A 16,870-nucleotide genomic window follows, 5' to 3' on the forward strand; every position below is an offset into this window, starting at 1 on the left:
CAGCGTTATCCGTTTTCCCGTCGACAGTGTGGTTGCATGACAGACGAGACCGTCCACGAGTCACAGGAAACACGGAGTCGAAGGGGAATCGCGTCGTACTTCCGGCGGTTGGCAAACAGGCTCAGCCGCGGCGAGCCAGTGCCGGCCGACGAGGAACAGACTGTGACTGTCGACCCACCGGCTGAGTCCGACTTCGAGGTCGGGGTCGAACGCGAGGACGGCACCGTCACCCTCGAAATCGAGATGGGATGGGAGGAAGCGGACGGCGAGGTCGAGACCGAGGTCGTCGCGAGCAAGGCCACGTTCGAGGTGTACGAGGACAACGCCGAGCAGTACCGCTGGCGGCTCCGCCACGACAACGGGAACATCATCGCCGACAGCGGCGAGGGCTACGCCTCGAAGCAGAAGGTAAAGCAAGGGCTCGAGAGCGTCAAGAACAACGCCCCCGGCGCGTATGTCGTCGACAAATCCAAGGACGAGACCGCCCCCGACGACGGCGGGAGCAAGGCGACGTTCGAACTGTTCAAAGACAGCGGGGACAAGGCCCGCTGGCGGCTCCGCCACGACAACGGTGAGATAATCGCCGACTGCGGACAGGGGTACGCATCGAAGCAGAAGGCGAAACAGGGGCTCCAGAGCGTGAAGACGAACGCGCGCGGCGCACCAGTCGAAGAAGGCGAGTAACCGTTCCGAACAGCGGCGGCTTCGTTACTCCAGTCCGACAGCGATAGCAGCACGCGAGCACCACAGCGGTTAGGTCGCGGGCGCGCGTGGAGACTGATATGACCTGCATAGGGTTTCTCTCGGTCGCACCGGTCATCGAAGGCAGCATGTCCTCGTACGTCGCCGACGCCGTCGCGGCGCTAGAGGCGTTCGACGTCGACTACGAGACGACGCCGATGGGGACCATCATCGAAGCGGAGGACAGCGAGGAACTGTTCGCGGCCACCCACGCGGCTCACGAGGCCGTCGGCGAGCAGACCGACCGCGTGAGCACGTTCCTGAAGATCGACGACAAGCGGACTGTCGACCAGCAGGCGCGGGACAAGGTCGACGCCGTCGAGGAGCACCTGGGTCGGGCGGCCAGAAGCGACGCGGCCGAAGGCGGAGACTAAAGGGAAGGGTACCAAAGACGGCGTATGGACAGTCTCAATCGGATGGCCACGGAACTCGTCGACGAGGCCATCGACTTTGCCGATGAGCTCACGATAGACGTACACGCACTGGAAGGCGACGCCGCGGTGCTGGACTTCGGCGTCGAGGTTCCCGGTGCTGTCGAAGCTGGCATGTTGCTCGCGGAAATTCAGACAGCCGGGCTGGCGACGGTCCAGTCCACGATGGACACCGTTGGCGGCGCACCGTTGAACCACGTCGAGCTGTCGACAGACCACCCGGCACTGGCCCTGCTGTGCTCGCAGAAGGGCGGCTGGGAACTGGCCGTCGGCGGCTTCGAGGCGCTCGGGAGCGGCCCGGCACGCGCGCTGGTCGCCGAAGAGGAGGCGTTCCAGCGTATCGGCTACCGGGAGGACGCCGACTTCGCTGTGCTGGCCCTTGAGACCGACGAACTGCCGGACGAGGACGTTGCGAGCCAGGTCGCCGAGCGCACCGGCGTCCCCGAGACCGGCGTGTTCCTGCCGTCGTTTGCGACAGCGAGCGTGACCGGGAGCGTTGTCGCCGCGGCGCGGGCCGCCGAGCTGGCCGTCTTCCGGCTGGCCGAGCTTGGCTTCGATCCGGTGTCGGTGCTGTCGGCCAGCGGCCGCGCGCCGGTCGCGCCGGTCGCCAGTAACGAGGCGACTGCGATGGCTCGGACCACAGACGCACTCGCCTACGGCAGCGAGGTGCATCTCACCGTCGACGAGTCCTTCGACCGCTTCGACGAGGTCCCCTCCGTCGCCGCCAGGGAGTACGGCGAGCCACTGGAGGGCGTCTTCGAGGACGTGGACTGGGACTTCGCGGAGCTTCCCGTCGAACTGTTTGGCCCAGCTGCCGTCACCATCGACGTTGTCGGCGGCGACACGCACGTCGTCGGTGAGACGAGCGAGAACGTGTTAGCCGAGAGCTTCGGCCTGTAATCGGGTATGCGCTACAAGGTCGCGCCGCCGGCCCGATCGCGTTCGTTTCTGGACACGGCGAGAGAGGCGATTCCGCTGGTCCCCGACAGCGAGGCCGACTGCTGTCGAGCGATACAGACAGCAACCGACGTATCCGACCGCGAAACGGCACAGGAGTACCTGGTGTTCCTGCAGGCACTGGGACTGGTCGCCGAGAGCGAACGGGGTTACTACCGGACGAGGACTGATCCCGACCGGGCGGCCCTTGCGACAGCCTTCGAAGAAGCGGTTTTCGGTGTCGACGTGCTCCTCGCTGCTCTCGATTCAGAGGGCGTAGATGCCGATGCTGCGTTCGAGGCGCTTCGGGCTGAGATTCCTCGCTGGGAGCGCGAGCGGCACACCGATTGGGAGGCCGTCTGGCGAGAGCGGACGACGAGTCTGTTGGATTGGGCCGTGCTGTTTGGTCTCGCAGAAAGAGCGGATGACGACTACAGGTTACTGACCGGAGACAGCGCAGACCGGTGAGAGGACGATAGAGACGGCGGGGCGCTACTCTGCCGGGTCGGTGTCGGTGACGGTGCCCACACCCTTCGAACTGCCCTCGCGGAAGACGAACTTCTGGCCCTCCTCGATAAGATAGGAGCGGAACTTAAAACTGATCCGGGCCTTGCCGGCGTCGCCCGGGAGCAACTGCCCGCCGTCCGGATAGAAGGCTGCGGCCTCGCTGACCGTTTCGAGGTGGACTACGGGTTCGTAGCCGTCACCGATGCGGGTCGGGTGGTTCAACACCATCACCTCGGCCTCGAACTCGCGGACCGGCGACGGGTCTGCGTCGCTCGGGAGCAGGACCATCCCACGCTCGATGTCTGCCTCGCGGACGCCCTTCAGCGCAATGCCGACGATGCGGCCAGCCTTGGCCTCGTCGACCCGGTGGTAGTGCATCTCGATGGAGCGGACCTCGACCTCGCGGAAGCTCCCGTCCTGCATCGGTCCGAGAAGCAGTTCGTCGCCCGCCTCGACCGCGCCGGACTTGATGGTACCCGAGGCGACCGCGCCGACGCCCTGGACGTTGTACGTCCGGTCGACGTACATCCGGAAGTCGCCCACTTCGCCGGCGGTTTTGGGCAGCGCCTCGAACATCTCGTCAAGGTCGTCCAGCCCCTCCTTGGTGACGGCGCTGGTGGTGATTACCGGCACGACGGTCTCGGAGATCTCGTTTATAGCCGTGTCCACGCCGTGGCGCTCGACCCGGAGCGGCGTCTTGTCGACCTCTCGCAGTGCCTGCTCGACGGCGCGTTCGACCTCGGCGACCCGCTCTTGCTCGACGAGGTCGGTTTTGGTAATGGCGACAATCGTCGGGAGGTCCGTCGCCAGCAGGATACCGAGGTGTTCTCGCGTCGTCTCTGTCACCCCGTCGTCGGCCGCGACGGTCAGGAGGCCGTAGTCGAGTTTCTGGCCGACGAGGCCGCGAATCGTCGTCCGAAGCCACGGCTCGTGACCGACAGTGTCGACGAAAGAGACCAGTCGGTCAGACTCCTCAACGACGCGAGCGCGGTCGTCCTTCCGATGTGGGTTGTCCATGCGGATCGGCTCTCCGTCGTCGTCGAAGCCGTAGACGCCGTAGGAGAGGTCCGCCGACAGTCCCCGCTCGACTTCGTGAGGCTGGACATCCAGAAAACCGCGGGTCCCGCCTTCGCCGTCGTCGGCGTCACCGGTGACCAGCGACCCCACGAGCGTGGATTTGCCGTGGTCGACGTGCCCAGCAGTTCCGACGACGATGTGGTCGTCGTCCGCGAGGACCGACCCCTCGGAGACCGTTGCCACACCCACGATGCCGTCCGTGTCGGTCGACCCGTCGTCCGAGATGCCATCGACGCCCCATGTTTTGACATCCTCGATGTGTGCGCCGGCCTCTTCTGCCAGCAGGCTGAGTACGTCCATCGACTCGGAAAACTCCGCCGGCGAGATGCCTGCGAGACCACCGTCGTCGGTGACCCCGACGACGTACGTCGCCTCCCCATCCCCGGAGAGAACGCGGTGGCGCAGCTGCGCCGCGAGAGATTCGAGTCGCCCCTCGGACAGGTGGAGGTTCTCGGTGAGCCGTTCTTTGAACTCGACGCTGCCGCCCTCACGCTCGCCGCGGTCAAGCGCACGCCGGAGGACAGCCCGGTCGGGGCTCATATCCCCTCGTTACCGTGGGGCAGACATAAGCCTTCCCCGGATTTACGGCTCTAGAGCCCTCCTGAATCCGGTGGCTGAGTGTATCTCTCACAGTAGCGCTCGGACGGATATTTATACGCAAGGACGCGGCCAGCACGGGCCATGAACTGAGCCGCCACGCGGGGTTCGCGGTTGCGTGACGCCGCTCCGTGTGCTAGCTGGTGTCGATGGCGTCACCTGCTTGCCCATTCGGACAGGGACTGGTCAGACCGTCGGTCATGCGACCGTCACTCCCGGTATGGCGCGACCGCTTCGAGAAAGCCGTCGCCGTAGCTCCCGCTGGTCACTCGGTCGGCCCGTTCGAGTGCCGTCTCATCGGCATTAGCAACAGCAACAGCCTCGCCGGCCAGGTCGAACATCTGGGCGTCGTTTACCGAGTCGCCGACCGCCAGAAACTCGGCCGGCTCCAAGCCCAGTTCTGCACACACCGCTTCAAGACCGGTCCCCTTGTCGACGACCGGGTCCGTCACGTGGTAGGCGAAGCCGGTGTCGAGGACGACGAGCCCGCGCGCCGCAGCCAGTTCCTCCAGTGGTTCAAGCGGCCGATCGCGCGACACGACGAGTTCCGTCTCGCGCCATCGGTTTGCCAGATCGACCTGCCCGAAACCGAGGTCGTGGCCCAGATCGCGGTAGGCCTCGCCGACCGCTAACGCCGCCTCGTGGTCGCCTTCCAGCCTGAGTTCGTCGCTCGCTTCGACGAACACGACGCCGCCGTTCTCGGCGACGACTGTCCGCTCGATACCCAGAAACTCACAGAGGGCAATCGGGAACGGCATTGCCTTACCGGTGGCGATGACGACGCGTGCAGGCCACTCGCGGAGGACTGGCATGACGTGGGGGTCGATTGCGCGGTTCTCGTCGGTCAGTGTCCCGTCGATGTCGACAATGAGGGGCGGCGTGTCGGTGTCCATACGTTCCGGTTCGGAGCACCGCTTATGGAAATTGCGGTCAGTCGTCGGTCAGCGTCTCGTAGGCTGCCTGCACCTGCTTGAATTCCCGTTCACTCCCGCTGTCGGTGTCGGGATGGACCTCTTTGACTTTCTCCCGGTAGGCCCGCTTGATGGAACTCTGGTCGGCATCCGGGTCGAGGCCCAGCCGTCGGTAGGCCTCCGCCGGACTCGGTCCCGACGACTGAACGCGCTGTCGGCGCTGCCGGCCGCCCGCTGTCTGGCGTCGTTGGCGCTGGCGTCGCTGGCGGCGACGCTGGCCACCCTGACTCGCCTGTGAGCGGCGTGCTCGACGACCGTCTCGCGGTGGTTCCCACTCCTCTCGTGGCCCGGCTCCGAACCCGCCGCGACGGGCGTTCCCCGTGTTCTGGGCCGCCTGTCGCTCAACCCGTTCGTAGAGGCTTGCCGCCATTTTCCCGCTGAGGTGGTAGTACATGAAATACGTCGACACCCCGAACATGAGCGCCAGAAAGAGCACCGCAGGATTGATTACGAGGCCCACCGCCGTCAGGACGACTGTCAGGCCTCCAAACACCACTGCGATTCCCTTGGTGAGCCCATCGTACTGCACGCGTTCTTCTTCGGTCCACAGACCTGTAAGCGTCCCGCCTCTCGCCTGTCAATCAGTTCGCTCTCGGACTCTATAGCGGACACGTTCCAGAAGAACCAAGAGCAAAACAGCGAACATGCACCCGATATCGACACCGCACGGACTGACAGGACTGATTTGGCAAAACCGCACTAGGGCGGAGGGTCTGACACAGTCTTATAACCTCCCCACGTACCGTTAGTGAGCGGCTGTCACAACGCGCAAACCCCCGCCTGTTTCTACTGGATATCTCGGTCACGTCTGGTGGTTCACGAGGACGGGTTTTCACTTTCACCTCGGTCTAGACAGTATTAAGAAGAATCGACGGCATCTATTCCGTTGTACGCGGCTATCGTTTCACGCGTCACCAGCACAGTTCGTCGAGCACCGTAGCCGCGACTCCGGAGCTTGCTACGGCCGCCACCGAATCGCAGACAAGAAGGATTAAACGCTATCGATGAATACGTATTCGCCGCCAGAAATGACAGGATCACGGGTAGCTACGACGAGGGGTATCGACCGACAGACGGCCGCTGTCGGGAGGAGGAGCGGGCGATGAGTAACAGCGACCTTTCCGCCGACGAGATCACGCTCCCGATCAAACGTACCGACGGTGACACGATCGAAGAGCGACTCACAGGCAACGCCTACCACAACATTCTCCCGGCTCGCTACCTCCGGAAGGATGCCAACGGTGACCTCATCGAGGAACCCGAAGACCTCTTCGACCGCGTCGCCAAGAACATCGCGCTCGCCGAAGCAGTGTTCGAGGCCAACAAGCAAGACATCGACGTATACGTCTCGCCGGACCAGTTGAAGCCCGACCACCCGCGCCGCGACGAGCTCGCCGACGAGGTGTTCGGCAAGGGCACGTCGGTCGACGACGATGTCGAGACCGAACTCTCTGTTTACAACGTCAACAAGTTCGCTTACGAGACGATTGTGCCGGAACTGCCCGAGGGCGTCCGCGAGCATGTCGAAGCAACCGCCGACGCCTTCCAGGAGCAGATGGAACAGCTTTCCTTTATGCCGAACTCGCCGACGCTGATGAACGCCGGCGACGAACTCCAGCAGCTCTCCGCCTGTTTCGTCGACTCACCAGCTGACGACATCGACGACATCCACCAGACCGCCAAGGAGGCCGCACAGGTCTTCCAGTCCGGCGGTGGCATGGGCTATGCGTTCTGGAAGCTCCGCCCGTACGGCGACCCCGTCGGCTCCACCGGCGGCATCGCGTCCGGCCCCATCACGTTCATGCGGACCTACGACCAGATGTGCGAGACCATCGCGCAGGGCGGGGCTCGCCGCGGCGCACAGATGGGCGTCATGCGCGTCTCCCACCCGGATGTCATCCAGTTCATCCACGCCAAGAACAAGGACGTCTCGCTGGCCGAGACACTCCGCCTGAACGACCCGGACGACTTCACGCACAACTCCTTTGCCGAGGCCCTGGAAGAAGCACGGGAACTCATTGACGACGACGGAAAGGTGCCAAAGCACCTCCGCAACGCCGTCGAGGGCCACCTCTCGAACTTCAACATCTCCGTCGGGGTCACTGACGACTTCATGGAGGCGCTGAAAGCCGGCGAAGAATTCACCTTCACCAATCCACGAACGGGCGACGCCCACATCGTCACCGAGGAGACGAAAGAACTGTACGACATGTTCGGCCTCGGCGAGCACGTCGAGGTCGGCGAGGAGCTCTCGATTCCGGCCGAGGAACTCTGGGACGACATCGTCGAGGGCGCTCACGAGAACGGCGAGCCCGGTGTCATCTATCTCGAACGGGTGAACAAGCAACACTCCTTCGACGTCGAGGAACACCCCGACCACGAGATTCTCGCCACGAACCCGTGTGGCGAACAGCCCCTCGAAGAGTACGAGGCCTGCAACCTCGGGCACATCAACCTCTCGACGCTGGCTGCCACGGACGCGCCGGACTGGCGCGTCTGGTCGGACCGTCACGCTGACGAATACGACTCGATTGAAGCGGCTATCGACGCGTTCCTCGAGGAAGCGATCGACTGGGACGAGTTCGACCGACGCATCGAACTCGGCACCCGCTTCCTCGAAAACGTCGTTACGATGTCCGACTTCCCGGTCGAGAAGATCGAGCAGAAGGTCCGGGAGATGCGCAAGATTGGCCTCGGTATCATGGGCCTCGCACAGCTGTACATCCAGCTCGGCGTCGCCTACGGGACCGAGGAGGCAAACGAGATCGCCCGCCAGACGATGCGCCACATCAACCACGGGTCCAAGGCTGCGAGCCACGAGCTTGCGACCGAGCGCGGCACCTTCGAGGAGTGGGACAACTCTAAGTACGCGAACCCGACGGACTACCCCGACTGGTTCGAGAAACAGACCGGCGAGGACGCCGAGGATTGGGCGGACGGCTACCCGATCCGCAACCACAACACCACGACCATCGCCCCGACCGGGACGACCTCGATGATCGGCAACACCACCGGTGGCTGTGAACCGATCTACAACGTCGCCTACTACAAGAACGTCTCCGACGACGTGCAGGGCGACGAGATGCTCGTGGAGTTCGACGACTACTTCCTCCGCGCACTGGAGGACAACGACATCGACGTCGAGGCCGTCAAGCAGGAGGCCCAAGAGCAGATGGCCAACAACGAGTTCGACGGCGTCGACGGGCTGACGACTGTGCCCGACGCCATCGGCGAGCTGTTCGTCACGACTGGCGACCTCTCGGCGAAGCAGCACGCGGGTATCCAGGTGGCCTGTCAGGAGGGCGTCGACTCCGCCATCTCGAAGACGGTCAACGCCCCGAACGACTCCACGACCGAGGACGCAGCCGAAGTGTTCGAGTACATCTACGACCACGGCGGCAAGGGCGTCACCTACTACCGCGACGGCACCCGCAGCAAGCAGGTGCTGACAACGCGCGCCCAGAACACGGAGTTCTCGGACATGGACGCCGAGGAGGTCGTTGCCCAGATAGAGGAGGTCTTCGGCGGCATCGAGGGCTTCCTCGAAGACGAGGCTGTTCAGGCCGCCCTCGACGACTCCGTCGAGGAAATCCTGAGTGTCGCCGACGGCGACACCGACGCCGAGTTCGCCAAGAAGCAGACCCGGCCGGACGTGCTCCATGGCGTCACCCAGCGCATCGACACCGGCTACGGAAAGCTCTACGTCAACATCAACGAGGACCCCGAGGCCGACCGGCCGTTCGAGCTGTTCGCCAACATCGGCAACTCCGGCGGCTTCACCGCCTCCTTCACCGAGGCGCTGGCAAAGACCATTTCGACGGCGCTGCGCTCGGGCGTCGACCCCGAGGAAATCGCCGACGAACTGCAGGGCATCCGGTCGCCGAAGGTCGCCTGGGACAAGGGCGAGCAGATACAGTCTATCCCGGACGCCATCGGCACCGCCCTGCGTCGCTACCTCGACGGCGACGTCGACAAGGCCTATCCCGACCAGACCACGCTGGAGGAGACGGCCGAGAAGGCCGAAGGCGAGACCGAACCCGCCACACAGACCCAGACCGACGGCGGTGCGGCCGCCGCAGCCGACACGAGCGGCGACCAGCAGGACATCATCGACGCCGGCGAGAGCCCGGAATGTCCTGACTGTGGCTCGCTGTCGCTGTACTACTCAGAGGGTTGCAAGACCTGCGAGTCCTGTGGCTGGTCCGAGTGCTGACCGTCTCAGCCTGAGAGGCGGCTCTGTCATTCGCCGCGCTTGAAGCCCGTTCTTTTCACGTTCGCTGACTCGCCGAGGACCGGCTACCGGAACTCGGTCACGTCGTACACGCCGGTAATCGTCGTTTCCTCGACGGCTGCGGTGATTTCTGTCCCTTCCTCAGCCGCCGAATCTGCGACGAGCGTGACTGGTTCGATGGGCTGGCGGCGAAGAAAGGCTGCAATCCGTTCGAGCCACGACGGCGTCCCACCCTTCCGGCAGACGATAACGTAGCGCGATTCGGCGAGCGACGCCATCTCAGGTTCGAAGTCGTAGTCCTCGTGATCGGCCGGCGGGACGACGTGAATGACCTCGCCGGCAATCGTCTCGTCCATACACACGATAGCGACTACAGCGGTATGTGCCGCTCGCTTTGCATTACGAGTACTGCTTCGACACCCAGCCCGAGGCACCGCTGGGATAGGAGTCAGTCTCCTCCTCGGGCTGTACCTCGCCGCGTTGGTCGACCATCCGGACGACGACGGTGTGGCCGCCGGACGGCGGGTCATAGGTATGTTCCCACTGTCGCCATGCGTCCTCGGCGGGGCCGTCGCCGCTGGCGGCCGGCAGTTGGTCCGAGAGCGTTGCGTCCGCCCACGTCTCGCCGCCGTCGGTGGAGACCTCGACGCGCTGGACGCCGCGCAGGCCGGCGTAGGCGGGGCCGCCGATCCGCCGCCGGCCGTCGGAAAGCATCGATTCGTGGTGGAGTTTGGCGACCGGATTCACCGGCCCGGTCCCCTGCCAGCCGCGTTTCTCCCAGTAGCCGTCGGCCTCCTCGTCGAGAATTTCGATCTCCGAGAGCCACTTGACGTTGACCTCGCCCCAGTGGCCGGGGACCAGCGCCCGGACGGGGTAGCCGTGGCCGCGCGGGAGTATCTTCCCGTTCATTCCGTAGGCGAGCATCCCGCCCCGGAGCGCGTCGATGGGGAACTCCTCGTAGTAGTCGTCTTCGGCCCGGAGCATCACACACTCACAGCCGCTCTGGACGCCGGCTTCTTCGAGCAGGCTGTCGACGGGAACGCCGGTCCATAGCGCGTTGTCTATCTTGTAGCCGTTCAGACTCTCGCCGACACAGCGGAGCGTGATGAACCGGTTTTCGGCGTCCATCTCCAGGATGTCCCCGTAGTCGAGCGTGATCTCCTCTTCGACGGCACCAGTGATAGAGAGCGACCAGTCCGCGGCCGAGATCTGCGGGTCGATGGAGTTGATATCGACCTCGTAGAAGTTCTCGCTGACCAGCGGGTCTATGTCGCCAAAGCCAAGCGAGGACTCCGCGGCGACGGCGAGCTTCTCGTCGACATCGTCGAGGTCTGCCCCCGGCGCATTCAGTACGGGCGCGTCGTCACCCGTCGCGGCGACCGAACGCCGGTTACCAGCCGTGTAGCCGACCGTTGCCGCGGCGACAGCCGCACCGACCGTCGAGAGCGCCCGCCGTCGTTTCGAGGATATCGGCGACACCGAGCCACTGAGTCCGTCAAGGAGCTGCGCAAGGCCGACGACGGCGGCGGCGGGGACCGCCGGGCCAGCGGCAAGGACGACTTCGCCGGTGAGAACGACGCTGACAACCCAGGTGACGACAGCCGTTCCGACAACAGGGAGGGCGCGGTTATTCGCCAGTTGCCCGATGAGGATGGCTGCCCTGGCCGCCAGTGCGATGAACAGCCCAGCGAGCGCGATGGCGAACAGGAGATTCAACTGTTGGCCGAGACTGCCAAGCGACGAGATGGCGGTCGAGACGATGATGCCGGGCATCGACCGTGCGAGCGTCCGTTCGATAGGCGAGGCGATGAACGCAGGTGCGTAGCCAGTGACCGCGTAGGAGCCGGCCAGGCCCGCGACGGCTGCAACGACACTGACCAGCAGCCGCCCGCCGGGAGAGTCGAGAAGGTCGTCAGTCATGGCTGCACTGACGGTCTACCCGGCAAAAGAGATTGTTCCAATTTCACCCAGATTCCGTTCCGAAACTCCGGAAGACACAAGCGAGCGGGGTTGGTCTACGGAATCATGGACGAGCAGCCCGGCGGTCGGCCCTGCCCGCTCTGTGAACGGGCGATGTACCACCGACACTGCAAGTACGTCTGTCCGGAACACGGGGTCGTGTACGACTGCGCCGACACGTTCTACTGACGAGACGCTCACGGGTTTATTAGCTTGGAACAATGAAAAGAGTGGTATGAGTGGTCACGGGGAGGAGATTTCGGTGCTGCACGTCGACGACGACCCCGACCTCGGTGACCTCGTTGCGGTCCATCTGGAGCAAACGCACGGCGACATCTCTGTCTGTACCGAACGAAGTGCGGCCGACGGGTTAGCGCGACTGTCTGAACACGCGTTCGACTGTGTCGTCAGCGACCACGACATGCCGGGCATGGACGGACTCGAGTTTCTGAGAGTCGTTCGCGAGGAGTACGAGGAACTCCCGTTTATCCTCTTTACTGGCAAGGGAAGCGAGGAAATCGCGAGTGACGCGATCTCTGCCGGCGTCACCGAATACCTGCAGAAGGGAGTCGGAACGGACCAGTACGCCGTGCTCGCGAACCGTATCGAGCGGGCTGTGGGGGAACGACGGGCCAAGACCGCGCTCGAAGAGTCTGAGCGGATGCTGTCGACGCTCATCTCGAACCTTCCGGGAATGGTGTATCGCGCGCGGAACGAACCCGATTGGCCAATGGAGTTCGTCAGCGACGGTGCAGCGGAACTCGTCGGCTACAGTTCGGCGGCGCTCGAGAGTGGCGACGTTTCTTGGGGCACGCTCATAGAGGATTCCGAGACAGAGCGTCTCTGGGAGACAGTCCAGACCTGTATCGCCGCCGACGAACCGTTCGAAGTCTCCTACCAGATTGAGACGGCCGACGGTGAGACTCGCTGGATGTGGGAACGCGGGCGTGTCGTCGACACTGACGACGACGGCGTCGAAATCCTCGAAGGATTCATCACCGACGTGACCGCACGCGAGGAGCGCGAACGGGAACTCGCGGATCAGCGGGCATTTACCGAGAAGCTCATCGACTCTATCGACGATATGTTCTACGTGGTCGCTACCGACGGGAGCCTGGTCCGATGGAACGACACCGTCCCGTCGGTGACCGGGTACACCAACGAGAAATTAGCGTCGATAGGAATTGACGAGCTCATTGTGGACTCTGACCACGACAAACTGTGGCGGATATTCGAGGAGACGCTGGAGACCGGGTACGGAACCATCGAGGCAGGTGTTGAGACGGCTGACGGCGAGCAACTCCAGTATGAGTTCAAGGGCTCGCTCATCGAGGACGAGCGCGGTGACCCGTTCGGGATTGCTGGAATCGGCCGGGATATCACCGAGCGGAAGCGTCGAGAGCGGGCACTCAGAGAGTATCGCACGCTAGTTGAAAACGTCGGAGACCCGATGTACGTCCTCGATAGGGACGGGACCATAGAGATGGTGAACGAGGCGATGGCCGTTCATCTGGGGTACGACCGCTCGGAAATCATCGGCTCGAATCCGGCCCGGTTCATGCCCGACGCGGACGTCGAGGAAGCGGCAGACCTCATTCGTGACCTGCTCGACGACGAGCGAACGTGGGCGTCCTACGAGATGCGGACGATATCGGCTGACGGGACGGTTCGGATCAACGAAGACAGGATCGCCCCACTGTTCGACGAGGATGGAACCTTCGACGGCTCGGTCGGTGTGATGCGTGAAATAACGGATCGAAAGCAGCGCAAGCGGGAACTCGAACGCTACGAGACGATTATCGAGGCCGTCGGCGACCCGGTGTACACCCTCGACGACGAGGGCGTGTTCACCTACGCGAACGAGGCGATAGAGCGACTGACGGGCTTCGAGCCGGATACCCTCATCGGTGAACACATCTCCACGATTATGGCTGGTGATGACATCGACCGCGGTAGCGACCTCATCCGGACCATGCTATCCGAGCCGACCCGGCAGAACGTGACCTTCGAAACCGATATCGTCGACCAGAACGGGGAACACACCCCTATCGAGATCCACATCGCGTTACTTCCGGCAGCCGATGGAGAGTTCAACGGCACGGCGGGCGTCATCCGCGACATCAGCGACCGGAAAGAGAGAGAGCGACAACTCGCGGAGTTCGCCTCCGTCGTGAGCCACGACCTCCGGAACCCGCTGAACGTGGTCAAAGGGCGGATATCGGCCGCTCGGACGTCGGGCGACGTATCACACCTCGATGCGGCGGAGTCCGCGGCCGACCGGATGGACGACCTCATCAACGACCTGCTGACCCTCGCCAGACAGGGCGAGACGGTCGGTGAGACGGCGATGGTGGATCTCACCGCTCTCGCTGGGCAGGCCTGGGCCGATGTCGAAACAGGCGAAGCCAGGCTGGAAGAGCACGGAACGGCGACGGTTGAGGCCGACGCGGCACGGCTCCGGACGGTGTTCGAGAATCTGTTCCGAAACAGTGTGGAACATGGGTCCACGAGCAGTCGGTCAGGGACCGACGGCGGCGTGGAACACGGGGCCTCGACGGATGATGCCGCACCGATAACGGTCTCCGTCGGGACGACAGACAACGGTTTCTACGTCGCCGACGACGGAGCCGGAATCCCGCCGGAGGAGCGACAGGACGTGTTCGGCCGCGGCTACACCACGAGCGACACGGGGACCGGCTTCGGGCTGGCAATCGTCACCGAGGTTGTGCAGGCTCACGGCTGGTCGGTGTCGGTGACAGAGAGCGAAAGCGGTGGCGCGCGGTTCGAGTTCACGACGAGTTCGGAGCGTTGACGTGGCGATAGGCCGGTCCCGCAAGCACCAACACGGCCAGCGCCGCCGAAAACAGCAGGACGTGCGGGAGCGCGTCGATAGTGAGGCCGGTGAGCGTCAACGACCGCAGCGACGCGCCCGCAGTGACCTCGACGGCAACCCACGGAATCTCTCCGAGAAAGGTCCCGACAGCGAACGAACGCGGCGAGACGCGGGCGAATCCGGCCCCATAGGACACGGGGTCCGCGGGAACCGGTGAGAGCCGCGCTGCGAGGACGCCCCGCATCTCGCCGGTTACCTCGATGATCCGGCGGCCGGAGTCGCCCAGCCAGCCGAACATCCCGCCCTGTTCACCAGCCCGGAGCGCGAACCGGTAGGGAATGAGGCACGTGACGAGTGCCCCCATCAGCGCGACCGGGAAGCCGTACTTGACGCCGAGGACGAACCCGACGAACGCGGACAGCGGCATCGTGGGCCACGCAAAGAACGGGCGGATGAGATACAGGCCGACGATGACGCCCGCGAGGTAGACAGGGTGGTCGGCCAGGTGCAGCATCTGAGCTACCACCCGCTCGGGCGTGAGCAGCGTCGTCGCAATGGCGACGACTCCCACCAGCCCAGCAGTCCCGACCAGCTGTCGCTTCGCGAGGCGGTCCATCTACCCAATTGAGCGGCAGCAATCGACAAACGCTTTGTGGTATCTTTTACGTTGTTCGGGGTTGAATCGGTGGTTGTGTCCGAGACGCGAGACCCGGTCGAACTCGGCGTCGAACTGCTCGCCCATCTGGAACACGGTGAGCTGTCCGTCGCTGACGCCCTCGACCGTATCGAGACGGTGACGACCAACCCACAGGTCCAGCGCGAGATACTCGATACCGCCGTGATGCGGGGCCTCATCGAACGCGAGAACGGTGTCGTCCGCCCACGGTCACAGGGGTCGTACGTGAACTTCGACAGTGACGTGGTCGTCCGGGAAGGAGAGTTCTCGTGTCAGCGCTGTGGTGCAGCTATCAACACGGGTCACTTCGTCCAGTTCGACGGTGGCGAACTGGGCCCGTTCGGGTCGACGTGTATTCGGAAAGTGTTAGGGCGGGAGTAGCGGAGCCGTGGCCGCGACAGAGGCCACGGCGTCGGTCAGGCGAGCGGGGAGGAACGACCCGCGAGCAAAGGAGCGCGACCGCAGGGGACAGTACGACCTGCAAGTAGCGAGGTCGTGGCCGCACCCACGACCTCATTAGCCAGACGGCCCCAAAAGTACGGCTTCAGTCAAAACAGACGACTCAGCGGCCTTGCCGGAGTTCCTTGATGAGCTGTTTGATTGTACGCTCTTGCTTTTGGAGCTGTTCGTTCTGGGCCTCGACAGCAGCGGTCAGTTCGGCGACCTGTGCTTCGAGTTCAGCGATGTCGGGGTCTGCAGCGGTGTCCGGCTCGACCGAGTCGGTGTCTATGCCTGCTGTGCCAGTGGATCGTGTCTCGGTCGTGGCTTCGGCGGTAGTTCCCTGCTCACTGGTCGATTGGGTCGCGGCCTGCGTGCTGGTGCTCGCAGATGCAGTCTCGGACTCATCACTGCCCTCCTCGTCATTGCTCACAAGGGGGTCGATGCCGGATTCCAGGCCGAGCCCGTTGCCACCTTCGTCTGCACTCTCGTCTGGGTCGGCCCCGACTTTGGTGTTGAGGTCGGCAAGCGAGTCGACGTCGTGGTACGCGAAGAGGGCCTCTTCGAGCGTTTTCCGGACCATCGGTGCTTGCTCGGACGGAGCCTTGATGCGCTCCGGTCGCTCGTTAAACGAGAGCACGACCGCCGTAGCGACGCTGCCCTCTTCGAACTCAAGGCCGGTCACGTCGTCGAAGGAGAACGCTTCGTAGTCGGCATCCCAGGTGACGTTACCGATGTGCTTGAGCAACTGGCGGTCGGTAACCACCAGCGTGAGTTCGCTGAACCGGAACACGCCGGCGAGACTCTCGTCCGGGGCAATACCACCCGAGACGGCGAGCTTACCTTCGAGTAGCCGTTCGAGGACGGCGTCGCTGCGGTTGCCGGGAACGGACAGCTCAAGCTTCTCACCAGTGTAGATGAGCGAGAACTTGGTCTTTCGCCGACCGGCCGAAACCGTGAGCCGTTCGAAGTCGTGTGGATAGCTGGCGACCTTCTCGTCGCTGAGAAGACCCTCACCGCGGTAGACGAGCGTCCGGGTCGGTGTGAAACAGGCCGCGTCTTCGTCGCCGAGGTTGACACCGCCCCGGATCTCCTCGTCCCCGAGTTCCTGCTGGACGAGGTCTGGTATCTCCATACTGGCTGCATACCTGCGTGATGGCTTAAATCCGCGGGTCGAGTATCAGCGACGATGCGCCCACGCAGCGTGGGACTGTGCCACAGTCCCGGTGGAGATGAGAACCTTCAAGACGGCTAACGGCCAACGGCTGAATGCACCCGCGCCCGGGTGGCTTAGCTGGACATAGCGCCGCACTCATAGGGTCTCTCGACTCATGCGGCAGTGCAACCCGTCATGACCCCGGGGCGCTCGTCACGCCCCAGACCTGGGCCATGCGGAGATCGAGGGTTCGGAGCCCTCCCCGGGCATTTTCCAGATCACATCGGTCAATAGCGACCAGCTCTCTGTCACGGAGC

The 16,870-nt window shown here is 63.9% G+C and carries 14 protein-coding genes and 1 tRNA gene; 8 read left to right on the forward strand and 7 right to left on the reverse strand.

The window, feature by feature from the left end; genetic code table 11:
• The first annotated feature begins 36 nt into the window (after positions 1 to 36).
• The 4 genes from BVU17_10505 (at position 37) to BVU17_10520 (ending at position 2,576) form a co-directional block, all read left to right on the forward strand.
• A complete protein-coding gene (locus tag BVU17_10505; GenBank protein AUG47927.1) occupies positions 37 to 684 on the forward strand; it encodes a hypothetical protein in 648 nt (215 codons plus the stop codon).
• A 98-nt stretch (positions 685 to 782) separates the two neighbouring features.
• Positions 783 to 1,115 (forward strand): hypothetical protein, encoded by a 333-nt coding sequence (locus BVU17_10510; protein AUG47928.1) that lies wholly within the window; start codon positions 783 to 785, stop codon positions 1,113 to 1,115.
• A gap of 24 nt (positions 1,116 to 1,139) precedes the next feature.
• On the forward strand, positions 1,140 to 2,072 hold the full coding sequence (locus BVU17_10515) for a methenyltetrahydromethanopterin cyclohydrolase (GenBank protein ID AUG47929.1): 933 nt from the start codon (positions 1,140 to 1,142) through the stop codon (positions 2,070 to 2,072).
• Between the two features lie 6 nt (positions 2,073 to 2,078).
• Complete coding sequence (locus tag BVU17_10520) at positions 2,079 to 2,576, forward strand: hypothetical protein (GenBank protein ID AUG47930.1); 498 nt, start codon at positions 2,079 to 2,081, stop codon at positions 2,574 to 2,576.
• Between the two features lie 24 nt (positions 2,577 to 2,600).
• On the opposite strand, the gene BVU17_10525 is transcribed toward BVU17_10520, so the two are convergent.
• The 3 genes from BVU17_10525 to BVU17_10535 all read right to left on the reverse strand — a co-directional run bounded on the left by BVU17_10525 (position 2,601) and on the right by BVU17_10535 (position 5,789).
• The gene (locus BVU17_10525; GenBank protein ID AUG47931.1) at positions 2,601 to 4,232 is read right to left on the reverse strand and encodes a GTP-binding protein; all 1,632 of its coding nucleotides are present in this window, start codon (positions 4,230 to 4,232) and stop codon (positions 2,601 to 2,603) included.
• Positions 4,233 to 4,498: 266 nt separating this feature from the next.
• On the reverse strand, positions 4,499 to 5,182 hold the full coding sequence (locus BVU17_10530) for a phosphoglycolate phosphatase (protein AUG47932.1): 684 nt from the start codon (positions 5,180 to 5,182) through the stop codon (positions 4,499 to 4,501).
• 37 nt (positions 5,183 to 5,219) lie between these two features.
• Complete coding sequence (locus BVU17_10535) at positions 5,220 to 5,789, reverse strand: molecular chaperone DnaJ (protein AUG47933.1); 570 nt, start codon at positions 5,787 to 5,789, stop codon at positions 5,220 to 5,222.
• 573 nt (positions 5,790 to 6,362) lie between these two features.
• On the opposite strand from BVU17_10535, the gene BVU17_10540 reads away from it, so the two are divergent.
• Entirely contained in the window at positions 6,363 to 9,473 is a 3,111-nt protein-coding gene (locus BVU17_10540) for a ribonucleoside-diphosphate reductase, adenosylcobalamin-dependent (protein AUG47934.1), read from the forward strand.
• Positions 9,474 to 9,556: 83 nt separating this feature from the next.
• On the opposite strand, the gene BVU17_10545 is transcribed toward BVU17_10540, so the two are convergent.
• Both BVU17_10545 and BVU17_10550 read right to left on the reverse strand, forming a co-directional pair.
• Positions 9,557 to 9,847, reverse strand: a complete 291-nt coding sequence (locus BVU17_10545; protein ID AUG47935.1) for a hypothetical protein — start codon at positions 9,845 to 9,847, stop codon at positions 9,557 to 9,559.
• 43 nt (positions 9,848 to 9,890) lie between these two features.
• Positions 9,891 to 11,411 (reverse strand): sulfite oxidase, encoded by a 1,521-nt coding sequence (locus BVU17_10550; protein AUG47936.1) that lies wholly within the window; start codon positions 11,409 to 11,411, stop codon positions 9,891 to 9,893.
• Positions 11,412 to 11,685: 274 nt separating this feature from the next.
• Here BVU17_10550 and BVU17_10555 point away from each other — a divergent pair, with 274 nt between their 5' ends.
• Positions 11,686 to 14,262 carry a hybrid sensor histidine kinase/response regulator gene (locus BVU17_10555; protein AUG47937.1) on the forward strand — a complete coding sequence of 859 codons (2,577 nt, stop codon included), beginning with the start codon at positions 11,686 to 11,688 and terminating at the stop codon, positions 14,260 to 14,262.
• Here BVU17_10555 and BVU17_10560 read toward each other — a convergent pair.
• Positions 14,240 to 14,899 carry a hypothetical protein gene (locus tag BVU17_10560; GenBank protein ID AUG47938.1) on the reverse strand — a complete coding sequence of 220 codons (660 nt, stop codon included), beginning with the start codon at positions 14,897 to 14,899 and terminating at the stop codon, positions 14,240 to 14,242. The genes BVU17_10555 and BVU17_10560 overlap by 23 nt on opposite strands.
• Positions 14,900 to 14,950: 51 nt before the next feature.
• Between BVU17_10560 and BVU17_10565 the strand changes: the two genes are divergently transcribed.
• Positions 14,951 to 15,340, forward strand: coding sequence for a hypothetical protein (locus BVU17_10565; protein AUG47939.1), 390 nt, complete (start codon positions 14,951 to 14,953; stop codon positions 15,338 to 15,340).
• Positions 15,341 to 15,521: 181 nt separating this feature from the next.
• Here the strand turns inward: BVU17_10565 and BVU17_10570 are convergent, their stop codons facing one another.
• Complete coding sequence (locus tag BVU17_10570) at positions 15,522 to 16,532, reverse strand: hypothetical protein (GenBank protein AUG47940.1); 1,011 nt, start codon at positions 16,530 to 16,532, stop codon at positions 15,522 to 15,524.
• Positions 16,533 to 16,678: 146 nt separating this feature from the next.
• On the opposite strand from BVU17_10570, the gene BVU17_10575 reads away from it, so the two are divergent.
• A tRNA-Met gene (locus tag BVU17_10575) sits at positions 16,679 to 16,822 on the forward strand.
• Positions 16,823 to 16,870: the final 48 nt, after the last annotated feature.

It is taken from the genome of Haloarcula taiwanensis (assembly GCA_002844335.1).
GTDB classification, from domain to species: domain Archaea; phylum Halobacteriota; class Halobacteria; order Halobacteriales; family Haloarculaceae; genus Haloarcula; species Haloarcula taiwanensis.